We start from the raw sequence: 12,846 nt of genomic DNA, 5'->3' as shown, positions 1-12,846 counted from the left end.
GTTCAGGTCTGTTCGGCCTGCAGTCCGTGCTCGGTCAGGCGCAGCACGCGGTCGCAGCGGCGCGCCAGTTCCGGATCGTGGGTCACGATCACGAAGGCGGTGCCGAGGGTGCGCGAGAGTTCCAGCATCAGGTCGAAGATCGTCTCGGCGGTGTTGTGGTCGAGGTTCCCGGTCGGCTCGTCGGCCAGCACGCAGGCCGGCTCGGTGACGAGTGCGCGCGCCAGGGCCACGCGCTGGCGCTCGCCGCCCGAGAGTTCGCCGGGCCGGTGGATGGCGCGCTTGGCCAGGCCGACCCTGGCCAGCATGGCTTCGGCGCGCGCCACCGCCTCCTCGCGCTTCACGCGGCGGATTAGGAGCGGCATGGCGACGTTGTCCAGCGCCGAGAACTCCGGCAGCAGGTGGTGGAACTGGTAGACGAAGCCGAGCGACGCGTTGCGCAGCTCGCCGCGCCGGGTTTCCGACAGCGCGGCGAAGTCCTCGCCCTGCAGCACCACCGCGCCGCCGCTCGGGGTATCGAGGCCGCCGAGGATGTGCAGCAGGGTCGACTTGCCGGACCCGGAGGCGCCGACGATGGCCACGCGTTCGCCGCGGCCGATGGAAAAGTCGATATTGTCCAGCACCCGCACGGCGTAGTCGCCTTCGCGGAAGGTCTTGCCGACGCCGCGGCAGGACAGGACCGGCGCGCCGGCAGTGTTCATGGTATTGCTCATTTCTTTTCGCATGTCATTCATAGCGCAGGGCCTCCGCGGGCTTCACGCGCGACGCCGACCAGCTCGGATACAGGGTCGCCACGAAAGCCAGCAGCACCGACACGCCGCCGATCTTGAAAACGTCCGGCCAGCGCATGTCCGAGGGGATCTCGCTGATCAGGTAGATATCCTTGGACAGGAACTGGATCCCGAACAGGTGCTCGATGAAGGGCACGATCACGTCGATGTTCAGGGCCACCAGCACCCCCAGCGCGACGCCGGCGATGGTGCCCATGATGCCGACCAGGGCGCCCTGGATCATGAAAATCTTCATGATCGAGCGCGGCGATGAGCCGAGCGTGCGCAGGATCGCGATGTCGGGCTGCTTGTCGGTCACCGTCATCACCAGGGTCGAGACCAGGTTGAACGCGGCCACCGCGATGATCAGGGTCAGGATGATGAACATCATCCGCTTTTCGGTCTGGACGGCGGCAAACCAGTTGGCGTTCAGCTTGGACCAGTCGCGCATGACCAGGTCGCCGGGCATCGACTTCTTGAGTTCCGCCGCCACCTGCGGGGCCTGGTGCATGTCGGCGATGCGCAGGCGCAGGCCCATCGGCGCCTGCAGGCGCTCCATGCGCTCGGCGTCCTGCAGGTGGACGAAGGCCATCGCCGAATCGAATTCGTAATGGCCGGCCTCGAAGATACCGGCCACCGTGAAGCTGCGGGTGCGCGGCACCATGCCGGCCGGGGTGGTCTGGGCCTGGGCCAGCATCATGGTGACCTTGTCGCCGACGCCGACGCCGAGCGAGCGCGCCAGCACATAGCCCAGCACGATGTTGAATTCGCCCGGACGCAGGTTCTGCAGGCTGCCCTGGCGGACCTGCTTGCCGACGCTTGATACCTTGTGCTCTTCTTCCGGCAGGATGCCGCGGATGGCGGCCGGCTTCATGACGTCGTCGCGCACCAGCAGGCCCTGGGTCTCGACGAAGGGCGCGGCACCGCGCACGGCCGGGTTGCGGAAGGCTTGCTGCTCTTCCTGGCGCCAGTCGGGCATGCTGCCGCTGGCGTCGAAGACCTCGATATGGGCCAGCACCGACAGCATGCGGTCCATCACTTCCTTCTGAAAACCATTCATCACCGACAGCACCACGATCAGCGCGGCCACCCCGAGGGCGATGCCGGACACCGAAATCAGCGAAATAAAGGAGATAAAACTGTTCCGGCCGCTGCGCTTGCCGGCCCGCGTATAGCGCAGGCCGACCAGCCATTCGTAGGGCAATTTGTGGATGATGCTCATGGGCTCCAGTGCGTATTTCTTTTGGTCCCGCAGTTTGCCATACAAAGGGAATGCACGTGAGGAATTGTCACAATTGGAATAGATTTCGGCTACCCAGGCCGACAGTCGATTACCAATAGTTCCAGCCCGCACGCAGCAGCAAGGCATTTTCATGCGTGCTGCCGTCCATGCTTCTCGCTCCCTGGTAGCTCAGGCCGATCGTCCATCCCCGCTGAATCATGAACTCGAGACCCGCGGACATCGACAGGCTGTTCTGGTCCAGGCCAAGCACGGTCACGGTATACGTATCGTTTCCGGTATCGGCATAGCCCAACCTGGCCACACTGTTGCGGCGAACCGCATCGCTGTATTCGACGCGGCCGGTCAGCCTGAGGACGCCCCATGAAACCGGAATGCCATATTGGCCGCGCAAGCCGACGATCGCGGCCAGGGTGTTGATACGCTGGTCCGCATATGCCAGGTTGTAGATGCCCGCCCCCGACTCCAGGTAGTGGCGCAAGCGGCTGGACGAGAATTGCAGGCGGCCGTAAGGCGACAGCAACAGGGTCTCGCGCTTGAACTCGACACCGCTGCTGACGGCGCCGAAAACCTGCTGGCCGATCCGGCTGCCGTCCGCAAAGCTGCCCGTATCGGTCACGTAGCGGTGGTTGTCGAAATCGAGACGGCCATAGCCCAGGAGGCCGTCGACGAATATCGGCCCCGGGTGATAGCTGGCGTACATGGCGGAACTCGCGGCAGTCGCCTTGCTTTGCGTGCCGGACCTGGCGACGTCACTGACGTCGCGCCCGAAGCCAAGGCCGAGGCCCGCCACGAAGGCGGACGAAAAGCGGTAATCCCCGCCGACGCTGATGCCCGCCGCGGTGTGGTCCAAGCGCAGGCTGTCACGATCGCCGTTGACGAAATTGACGTAGCCCCCGGTCCAGACGGCCAGCGCGGAGTCGGTGCGCTCGCCCCGAACCTCCGCAGCTGCGTTCGCCGGTGCGTCGGCGTCGGTTGCACCGATCGCATTGCGCGGCGGCGCCATGTTGCGCTGGGCTTCCTGCAACCGGGTCTTCTGGGGCAGGCTCACATTCACATCGAAGGGCCTGGACAGCCGGTCCCCGTCGTTATGCAGGTTTTCCAGGCGCCTGTTGAAATTGCCGATCTGGGCGCTGGCGAATTGGACCGCGCTTTGTGCCTGCGCGTTGACCACGCCGCTCACCTGCTGATCCTTGCCGGGATCCGGCCGGCCGGCGATATGGATCGTCAGGCTTGCCTTGTTCGAGGTCCCGGCGGCGTTGCTGAGGGTGTATTGCAGCACCACCGTACCGCTGGCCTTGGCCGCCGCGGCAAACCTCAGGAACACGAGCTTGCTGATGGCCGCCTCGCCTTGCGCGCCATCGGCTGTGCTCAGCAGCGAGGCGCCCGTGTAGGGGCCGCCGGTCGCCCCATCCGTCAGATCCACCACGATGGATTGCCCGGCATTGACGGTGACGCTGCGATCCGCGGCAGACGGTACGGGGCCGCGATCGGCAGGGGCAATCGCCAGCGTGTAGGCGGACGTGAGCGTCGACGACGCCGTGTCGGTAGCCGTCACGGTGAACGAGTAATTGCCGGCCGCGGCCGGTGTGCCGGTCAGTACGCCGTCCGAACCCAGGCTGAGTCCAGCCGGGAGGGCGCCCGAGGCAGTGTAGGAGAACGAACCGGTGCCGCCCGCGGCCACGAAGGTCTGGCTGTAGGGTTTGTCGACGGCGGCTGGCGGCAGCGCACCGGCAGCCGGCGACAGGGACATGGGCGGCGCCGTCACGGTAATATTGACGGTGGCGGCGCTCGATGCCCCGCCACCATTGGTCGCCGTGTAGCTGAAACTGTCGGAACCGAAATAGCCGGCCGCCGGCGTGTACAGCATGCTGGTGCCGGATACGGTGACCGTGCCGTGGCTTGGAGACGAGGTGACCGTCACGGACGTTGCCGTTCCCGTGATTGCCAGACTCACCGTGTTGTTCCTGCTGTCGGCGGCCACCGTGGCGCTGACGTTGGCGACGGCCGGCGGCGCGGGTGGCGGCGCCGTGATGGCGATGCTGGCGGTGGCGGCAGCCGACGTACCGCCGTTGTTGCTTGCGGTGTAGGTGAAGCTGTCCGCCCCGGAATAGCCAGCTGCCGGAGTATAAAGGATGCTCGTGCCTGACACAGTAGCTGTGCCGTGGCTAGGCGCCGACGCCACTGCCACCGACGTTGCCGCTCCGGTGATGGCCARAGYSACCGTGTTATTGCTGCTGTTGGCRGCSACCGTSGCRSTGACGTTGGCGACAGTCGGCGGTGCAGCGGTGACGGTGATGCTGGCGGTGGCGGCGCTCGACGTGCCGCCGCTGTTGGTCGCTGTATAGCTGAAGCTGTCGGYCCCCGAGTAGCCGGCAGCCGGGGTGTACAGGATGCTGGTGCCCGACACGGTAGCTGTGCCGTGGCTCGGCGCCGAYGCCACCGCCACCGAMGTYGCCGCTCCGGTGATGGCCAAAGYCACCGTGTTATTGCTGCTGTTGGCAGCCACCGTCGCACTGACGTTGGCGACRGTCGGCGGYGCWGCGGTGACGGTRATGCTGGCGGTGGCGSYGCTCGACGTGCCGCCGCTGTTGGTCGCTGTATAGCTGAAGCTGTCGGCCCCCGAGTAGCCAGCTGCCGGGGTGTACAGGATGCTSRTKCCCGAMACGGTAGCTGTGCCGTGGCTCGGCGCCGACGCCACCGCCACCGAMGTCGCCGCTCCGGTGATGGCCAGAGTCACCGTGTTATTGCTGCTGTTGGCAGCCACCGTCGCACTGACGTTGGCGACGGTCGGCGGCGCTGCGGTGACGGTAATGCTGGCGGTGGCGCTGCTCGACGTGCCGCCGCTGTTGGTCGCCGTATAGGTAAAGCTGTCCGCACCCGAGTAGCCAGCAGCCGGGGTGTACAGGATGCTGGTGCCCGACACGGTAGCTGTGCCGTGGCTCGGCGCCGACGCCACTGCCACCGACGTTGCCGCTCCGGTGATGGCCAAAGTCACCGTGTTATTGCTGCTGTTGGCAGCCACCGTCGCGCTGACATTGGCAACGGTCGGCGGGGCCGCCGCACCGGTACAGGTGACGCTCACGGCGGTGATGTGCACGCCGGTGGCGATGTTGAGAACCAGACCGGTTGCGGTGAGCTGGGACGAGGTCAAGGTGAAGGAATGCAGGCCGCCGACCCTGGAGCTGCTGTAGTAATTACGGCCATAGGCATTCGTGAAGCTGGTATCCTGGACCAGCACGTGGTCCGTCGCGAACGGCTCAATCGCTGCAGGGTCTCCGCCGTCATCCGTGTACGACACGGACACGCTCTCGCCGCTGGCAAACGACGCGGCGGAAAACGAGCGAACGTAGGAAGTCGTGTTCAGCGAAGCAAGCGTGGTACATGCCGGCGACAAGGCGTAAGCGGCCGGGGTCCAGAAGCTGAATTGCGCGAGCAATAACAAAAGAATACATAGTGCCTGCCGTTTGATGAGCGCCAGGCCGCCAATTTTTCCCGTCCCCCTCGCCTTCTCCGCCTTCCCTCGACCGGTTTCCATAAGATCACTATTAGTTGCCAAAAGGCACCATTATAGATGAATTGTCAGTATCAAAATAGTTGGCAGTGATTGTTTCCCCTGTCGCTTTGGCGAAGCCTCCATTTGTCCTACAATACGCCATGGCCCACATATCGCTCGTCCTGCCGTTCGCCCTCCCCGTTCCCGAATTCGCGCCCGACCTGATCCGCGCCCTCGATGCCCCGGCCCTGGCGGCGCTGCTGTCGCGTTCTTCCAGCCAAATGTTCCGCCCGCTGGAGGGCAGCGCGCGCGTGCTGCCGCACGAACTCTGGATCGCGCGCAGCCTCGGCCTGGCCAACGGCACCGCGCCCGGCTTCGCCACCAGCAGCATGCGCGGCTACGGCCTCGATCCGGGCGACGGCACCTGGTTCATCGTGAACCCGGCCCACATCCAGATCGCCCACAGCCACCTGATGATGGGCGACACGCGCCGGCTCGACCTGCGCGAGGATGAAGCGCGCGGCCTGTTCGACAGCGCGCTCGCCTGCTGCGAGGAGGCCGGCCACGCGCTGCTGTACGGCGCGCCCGACACCTGGTTCCTGCGCGCCGACACCTGGGACGGCATCCAGACCGCCAGCCCGGACGCCGCGGTCGGCATGAACCTGACCGACTGGGTGCCGGCCGGGGCGCAGGCGCGCGCCTTCCGCAAGCTGCAGAACGAAGTCCAGGTCAGCTGGTACACCCACCCTGTCAACGCGGCCCGCGAAGCGCGCGGCCAGGCCCCGATCAATTCGATCTGGCCCTGGGGCGCGTCGAGCGTGGCGGCCGAGCATGCCTTGAAACTGGTGGCGCGCGCCGCCGGCAAGCTGGCGCCCCAGCCCGCGGTGGCCACCTATGCCGCGCCGGGCTGGCTGACGGCCCTGGCCGACCAGCGCCTCGACAGCCTGGACGGCATCGGCGCCCTGATCGCCGATGGCGACGGGGGTGCCGACAAGGGCCGCCTGCTCGTCTGCGGCAACGCCGCCGCCGCGGCCATCGCGGCCGACTGGCACGCCTGGCTGCAGGAAATGCACACCCTCGAGCAGACGCTGTTCGCGCCCCTGCTGGCGGCCCTCAAGCAGGGCCGTATCAAGGCCTTGCGGCTGGTGCTGAGCCACCGCGACGGCCACCTGGAAACCACGACCACACCGATGGCCCAGCGCAAATTCTGGCGCCGTCCGACCTTGGAACATCTGAAGAAGTGAAGACCCGTATCTCCACCCGTCCCTTCCCCGGCCGCCAGAGCGAGCAGCTGGCCCAGGGCGGAATCCATCCCGTTCTGGCCCGCGTGTACGCCGCGCGCGGCCTGTCCGACCCGCGCGAGCTGGCCAGCGAACTGCAGGCCCTGCTGCCGCCCACCGCCCTGCTGCAGATCGACGCCGCCGCCGTGTACCTGGCCGACGCCATCCAAAGCCGGAAGAAGATGACCATCGTCGCCGACTACGACTGCGACGGCGCCACCGCCTGCGCCACCGCCCTGCGCGGCCTGCGCTCGATGGGTGCCCACGTCGACTATATCGTGCCGAACCGTTTCGAGTACGGCTACGGCCTGACGCCGGAAATCGTCGAGCTGACCGCGCGCGAAAAATCGCCCGACATCATCATCACCGTCGACAACGGCATCGCCAGCATCGACGGCGTCGAGGCGGCGCGTGCGCGCGGCATCGAGGTCGTGGTCACCGACCACCACCTGCCGGGCGACCATCTTCCGGACGCGCGCGTGATCGTGAATCCCAACCAGCCCGAGTGCGGCTTCCCCAGCAAGCACCTGGCCGGGGTCGGGGTCGTGTTCTACGTGCTGCTGGCCCTGCGTGCCGAACTGCGCAAGCGCGGCGTGTTCGACGCCGTCTCCCAGCCGAAGCTGGATTCCCTGCTCGACCTGGTCGCGCTGGGCACGGTGGCCGACGTCGTCAAACTCGACACCAATAACCGCATCCTGGTCGCCCAGGGCCTCAAGCGCATGCGCGCGGGCCGCATGCATGCCGGCATCGCCGCGCTGTTCCGCGTGGCGGGCCGCGAAGCGCGCTGCGCCTCGCCCTTCGACCTGGGCTTCGCCCTGGGTCCGCGCCTGAACGCCGCCGGCCGGCTGGAAAACATGTCGCTCGGGATCGAGTGCCTGGTAACGGACGATGAAGACCGCGCCTGGCAGATCGCCCAGCAGCTCAACGAGATCAACCTGAAGCGCCGCGAGATCGAGGCCGAGATGCAGGATACCGCCCTGCTCCACCTGGACGATTTCAACCCGTCGGATGCCAGCACCATCGCCGTGTTCGACGAGAGCTGGCACCAGGGCGTGATCGGCATCGTCGCCTCGCGCCTGAAGGAGAAGTTCTACCGCCCGACCATCACTTTCGCCCCGGCCGGCGACGGCTGGATCAAGGGTTCGGGACGCTCGATCGCGGGCTTCCACATGCGCGATGCGCTGGACCTCGTGTCCAAGCGCGTGCCGGGACTGATCGACAAGTTCGGCGGCCACGCGATGGCGGCCGGCCTGTCGATCCGGCATGAGCACTTCGACACCTTCCGCGAGGCCTTCGAAGCCATCGGCCGGGCGTGGCTGAGCGAAGCCCAGCTCGAGCGGGTGGTCGAGACCGACGGCCCGCTGGAAGACGATTTTTATACCGTGCAGTTCATCGAGCTGCTGGACGGCCAGGTCTGGGGCCAGGGCTTCGCGCCGCCGGTGTTCTGCGACGAGTTCCGCGTGGTCAGCCAGCGCGTCCTCAAAGAGAAGCACCTGAAACTGCTGCTCGAGCGGAACGGCCGGCGTTACGACGCGATCTGGTTCGGCAACACGGCCGCCCTGGGCGAACGCGCGCGCGTGGCCTTCCGGCTGGACGCCAACGAGTACAACGGCGTGACCAAGGTGCAGCTGCTGGTCGAGCACGCCGAGCCGGTGTGAAGCTGAATCCGGACGAGGTCGAGTTCAGTGCGATCCGGGCCCAGGGTCCGGGCGGGCAGAACGTCAACAAGGTCTCCTGCGCCGTGCACGCGCGTTTCGACGTCAAGGCCTCCTCACTGCCGGACCATGTCAAGGAGCGCCTGCTGGCGATGCGCGACAGCCGTATCACCGAGGATGGCGTGCTGGTGCTGAAAGCCCAGCAGTCGCGCAGCCTGGAAGCCAACAAGGAAGACGCCCTGCGGCGCCTGCAGGAGCTGATCGACAAGGCGGCCGTGGTGCAGGCGGTGCGGCGCCCGACCGGGCCGACGCGTTCATCCCAACGCCGCCGGCTGGACGAGAAGACCCGCAGCGGCCAGATCAAGGCGCTGCGCGGCAAGGTCAAGGACTAGCAAACCCGATCAGGCCTCGAACGGACGCTTGCCCAGTACCGCCACCACGTGGTCGACGAAGCAGGTGATGCGGGCGGCCAGCGCCGTGTTGCGGTAGTAGACGGCATTGATGGGCTGGAGCACGTCCAGGGTCTGTTCCGGGAAGAGCTGGACCAGCCGGCCGTTCGCGCGGTCTTCGCGGGTCATGAAATCCGAGAGGCAAACGATGCCGAGGTCGGCCAGCGCCATCTGCCGCAGCGTCTCGCCGCTGGACGAGGCGATGGTCGGGCGGATGCGCAGCGTGCAGCCGTCGGTATCGCGCAGCGGCCAGTCGTTCAGGGTTTCGGGCTGGTTAAAGCCGAGCAGCACGTGCTGCCCCAGTTCCTCCGGTCCGGCCGGGGTGCCGTGACGCGCCAGATAGGCTGGGCTGGCCAGCACGCGGATGCGGCTCGTTCCCACCAGCCGGGCGTGCAAGGTCGAATCCTTCAGGACACCGATGCGCAGGGCCACGTCGGTGCGCTTTTCGATCAGGTCGGTGATGCCTTCGTTCGAGTTCAATTCCAGCTCCACGTCCGGATAGCGGGCGCGGAAGCCTTCGATCAGCGGCACCAGCACATGCAGCATGAAGGGCGTGGCCGCATCGACCCGCAGCCGCCCGGCCGGGCGCATGCGCCGCGCCGCCATCTGTTCTTCCGCCGCGTCGACCGAATCCAGGATGGTGCGCGCGTGTTCCAGGAAGGTCGCGCCCTCTTCCGTCAATTCCAGCCGCCGCGTCGTCCGGCGCAGCAACGTCGTCTGCAGCTTTTCTTCCAGCCGTCCCAGCGCGCGGCTGGTCGCCGATACCGTCATCCCCAGCAGTTCCGCCGCGCCGGTGAGCGAGCCCGTGTCCACTACGGCCACGAAGGCCTGCATTTCGTCGAGGGTTGTCTTCATTTTTGATTCAAACGCAAAAGTCTTTGGCCGATCAGGGTCTTAATCCGCAAATATAAACCAAGGACAATACTTCCATCGAAAAACCCGACGGATTCTTCTTCAAGGAGCTGCAATGAAATCTTCAACCGCCTTATTGGCCCTGGCGACCGGCGCCTTTGCCATCGGCACCACCGAATTTACGCCCATGGGGCTGTTGCCGGTGATCGCCGACGGCGTGAACGTCAACATCCCCACCGCTGGCATGCTCGTGTCCGCCTACGCGATCGGCGTGATGGTCGGCGCCCCGGTGATGACCCTGCTGTTCAGCCGCTTCGGCAAACGGGCGGCGCTGATGTCGCTGATGCTTATCTTTACGGTCGGCAACCTGCTGTCTGCATTCGCGCCAGGCTATACCACCCTGCTGCTGTCGCGCCTGATCACCAGCCTCAACCATGGCGCCTTCTTCGGCATCGGCGCGGTCGTGGCCGCCAGCGTGGTGCCGAAAGAGAAACAGGCCAGCGCGATCGCGGCCATGTTCATGGGTCTGACGGTCGCCAACGTCGGCGGCGTGCCGGCGGCCACCTGGATCGGCCAGCAGGTCGGCTGGCGTCTTGCCTTCGGCGGCACCGCCGTGCTGGGCCTGATCACCATCGGCGCGCTGTGGCTGGCCCTGCCCAAGGGTGAACCGGGCGAGCGCCCGGACGTGCGCCGCGAGCTGAAGGTGCTGACGAGCCGCGAAGTGCTGCTGGCCATGGGCACCACCGTGCTGGGCTCGGGCGCCATGTTCGCGCTCTACACCTATGTGGCACCGATGCTGGCCGAGATCACCCAGGCCAGCCCGGGCTTCGTCGCCCTCGCCCTGGTACTGATCGGTATCGGCTTCACCGTCGGCAATAGCCTGGGTGGCCGCCTGGCCGACTGGTCGCTGGATGGCGCCACCAAGCTGATCCTCGCTTCGCTCGCCGTCGTCATGGTGCTGCTGCCGCTGCTGATGAAAACCCATGTCGGCGCCGCCATCGGCCTGCTGGTCTGGGGTGCCGCGGCTTTCGGCATCGTGCCGCCGGTACAGATGCGCGTCATGCAGGCTGCCTCCCAGGCGCCGGGTCTGGCTTCGTCGGTGAACGTCGGCGCCTTCAACCTCGGCAACGCGGTCGGCGCGGCCCTTGGCGGCGTGGTCATCGGCCAGGGACTCGGCTATGCGGCTGTGCCTTACGTCGGCGCGGCGCTCGCTGCCGGCGGTCTCGCCCTGGTCTGGATCGGCAATGCCGGGCACCAGCGGGATGCGGCCTGCACTTCCTCTTCTTCCATCTAATTCGACTTGATAAGGACATATACCATGAGCAAGATCCCTTCCTTCGGCGTCGGCACCTTCCGCCTGACCGGCCAGACCGTCATCGATTCGGTGTCGACCGCACTCGAGCTCGGCTACCGGGCGGTGGACACGGCGCAGATCTACGGCAACGAAGCCGAAGTCGGCCAGGCCGTGGCGGAAAGCGGTGTGCAGCGCTCCGAGCTGTTCCTGACCACCAAGATCTGGACCGCCAACCATGCGCGGGAGCAGCTCGTCCCCAGCCTGCGCGAGAGCCTGGAGAAACTGCGCACCGACTATGTCGACCTGACCCTGATCCACTGGCCGGCGCCCGGCAACGGCGTCGAGCTGCCGGAGACCATGGAAGCGCTGGCCGAAGCGAAATCCCTGGGCCTGACGCGCCAGATCGGCATTTCCAACTTCAATATCGCACTGACGCGGCAGGCCATCGACGTCGTCGGCAAGGACCAGATCGCCACCAACCAGATCGAGCTGAGCCCCTACCTGCAGGGCCGCAAGCTGACCTCCTTCCTGGAAGAACAGGGCATCACCGTCACTTCCTACATGACCCTGGCCTACGGCAAGGTGCTGAAGGATCCGGTGCTGGCGCGCATCGCCGACAAGCACCAGGCGACCGTGGCCCAGGTGGCACTCGCCTGGGCCCTGCAACTGGGCTATGCGGTGATTCCGTCGTCCACGAAGCGCGAGAACCTGGCCAGCAACCTGCTGGCGCGTGAACTCGTGCTGGACGCCGACGGCATGGCGCAGATCGCGGCGCTCGACCGCAACGGCCGCGAAGTCAGCCCCGAGGGCCTGGCGCCGGTGTGGGACTGAAGGGAGACCTGCCATGAACAGCCCCGCGCTCGCTCGCCTTGCCTCCGGTGGTTTCAGCATCGGCATCGAAGCTCCGCTGGACAACGACTGGACCCAGGCCGGCGAGAACGCCCGGCGCGCGTCGAATCGGCTGCCCGGCGAGCCGGACCTGCAGCGCCATGCCGACCTGGCGCGGCTGGCCGACCGGCTCGGCTTCCGTGCCCTGTGGGTGCGCGACGTGCCGGTGTATGACCCGTCCTTCGGCGATGCGGCCCAGGTGTTCGAGGTATTTTCCTACCTGGGTTACCTGGCCGGCATCACCAACGACATCCTGCTCGGCACCGCCGCCGTGGTGCTGCCGATCCGCGAGCCCCTGCTCACGCTGAAGTCGGCCGCGACCGTGCAGCGCCTGAGCGGCAACCGCCTGCTGATGGGCGTGGCCAGCGGCGACCGGCCGGTCGAGTATCCGCTGTTCGGCCGCGACTTCGCCGGGCGCGGCGGCAGCTTCCGCGAACAGGTGGCGCTGCTGCGCGATGGCGCGCAGGCTATCCTGCCGCCGGGACTGGACGTGCTGCCGAAGATGGATGCGCCGCTGCCGCTGCTGGTGGCCGGTCTCGCCCAGCAGGAGCCGGCCTGGATCGGCGAACGGATGGATGGCTGCCTGGCCTATCCCGGCACGCCCGAGGACCACCAGCACCGCGTCGCCGCCTGGCGCGCGGTGGCCGGCGCCAAGCCCTACGCCAGCTTCATCCACCTGGACCTGGCCGAGCGGCCCGACGAGCCCCTGCAGCGCTGGCGCTTCGGCCTGCGCGGCGGCCGCGAGGCACTGATCGCCGAACTGCAGGCACTGCGCGCAGCCGGCGTCGACCACGTCGGCCTGCACTTCCGCCGCAACCGCCGGCCACTCGACGAGACCTTCCACGAGATCGCCGAGCACGTGCTGCCGCATTTTCATCTCGCCCGCTAAATTCGGGGTCAGAGCACATTAGAAATGCAATTCGGG

General features: G+C 66.9%; 10 protein-coding genes. 6 read left to right on the top strand and 4 right to left on the bottom strand.

Annotation, left to right across the window (positions count from 1 at the left end; genetic code table 11):
- Positions 1-2 precede the first annotated feature (2 nt).
- From lolD to AC1DIX_RS16875, 3 genes are all read right to left on the bottom strand, one after another.
- Positions 3-710: a lipoprotein-releasing ABC transporter ATP-binding protein LolD gene (gene lolD / locus AC1DIX_RS16885; protein WP_442122033.1), complete on the bottom strand. Its 708-nt coding sequence runs from the start codon at positions 708-710 to the stop codon at positions 3-5.
- Positions 711-723: 13 nt separating this feature from the next.
- A complete protein-coding gene (locus AC1DIX_RS16880; protein ID WP_442122032.1) occupies positions 724-1,989 on the bottom strand; it encodes a lipoprotein-releasing ABC transporter permease subunit in 1,266 nt (421 codons plus the stop codon).
- Positions 1,990-2,098: 109 nt separating this feature from the next.
- Positions 2,099-5,545 (bottom strand): Ig-like domain-containing protein, encoded by a 3,447-nt coding sequence (locus AC1DIX_RS16875; RefSeq protein WP_477325887.1) that lies wholly within the window; start codon positions 5,543-5,545, stop codon positions 2,099-2,101.
- Between the two features lie 119 nt (positions 5,546-5,664).
- On the opposite strand from AC1DIX_RS16875, the gene AC1DIX_RS16870 reads away from it, so the two are divergent.
- Genes AC1DIX_RS16870 through arfB form a run of 3 tightly spaced genes read left to right on the top strand, consistent with a single transcriptional unit; the run spans position 5,665 to position 8,830 of the window.
- On the top strand, positions 5,665-6,747 hold the full coding sequence (locus tag AC1DIX_RS16870; protein WP_477325885.1) for a hypothetical protein: 1,083 nt from the start codon (positions 5,665-5,667) through the stop codon (positions 6,745-6,747).
- Complete coding sequence (gene recJ / locus AC1DIX_RS16865; protein ID WP_477325883.1) at positions 6,744-8,441, top strand: single-stranded-DNA-specific exonuclease RecJ; 1,698 nt, start codon at positions 6,744-6,746, stop codon at positions 8,439-8,441. Before AC1DIX_RS16870 ends, recJ begins: the two co-directional genes overlap by 4 nt.
- Complete coding sequence (gene arfB, locus AC1DIX_RS16860; RefSeq protein ID WP_477325881.1) at positions 8,438-8,830, top strand: alternative ribosome rescue aminoacyl-tRNA hydrolase ArfB; 393 nt, start codon at positions 8,438-8,440, stop codon at positions 8,828-8,830. The genes recJ and arfB overlap by 4 nt, the downstream gene beginning before the upstream one ends.
- Positions 8,831-8,839: 9 nt before the next feature.
- Here arfB and AC1DIX_RS16855 read toward each other — a convergent pair whose 3' ends face one another.
- Complete coding sequence (locus AC1DIX_RS16855) at positions 8,840-9,742, bottom strand: LysR substrate-binding domain-containing protein (protein WP_442122028.1); 903 nt, start codon at positions 9,740-9,742, stop codon at positions 8,840-8,842.
- Positions 9,743-9,854: 112 nt separating this feature from the next.
- Between AC1DIX_RS16855 and AC1DIX_RS16850 the strand changes: the two genes are divergently transcribed.
- From AC1DIX_RS16850 to AC1DIX_RS16840, 3 genes are read left to right on the top strand one after another with little or no spacing between them, the layout of a single operon-like run.
- The gene (locus AC1DIX_RS16850; RefSeq protein ID WP_477325879.1) at positions 9,855-11,033 is read left to right on the top strand and encodes an MFS transporter; all 1,179 of its coding nucleotides are present in this window, start codon (positions 9,855-9,857) and stop codon (positions 11,031-11,033) included.
- A gap of 24 nt (positions 11,034-11,057) precedes the next feature.
- A complete protein-coding gene (dkgB, locus tag AC1DIX_RS16845; RefSeq protein ID WP_477325877.1) occupies positions 11,058-11,864 on the top strand; it encodes a 2,5-didehydrogluconate reductase DkgB in 807 nt (268 codons plus the stop codon).
- Positions 11,865-11,877: 13 nt separating this feature from the next.
- Positions 11,878-12,810, top strand: coding sequence for a TIGR03571 family LLM class oxidoreductase (locus AC1DIX_RS16840; RefSeq protein WP_477325875.1), 933 nt, complete (start codon positions 11,878-11,880; stop codon positions 12,808-12,810).
- The last annotated feature ends 36 nt before the right edge of the window (positions 12,811-12,846 follow it).

Source organism: Massilia sp. 05N420 (assembly GCF_056397205.1).
Note: the sequence above shows the minus strand (reverse complement) of the source record. Positions and strands in the feature narration are given on the sequence as shown.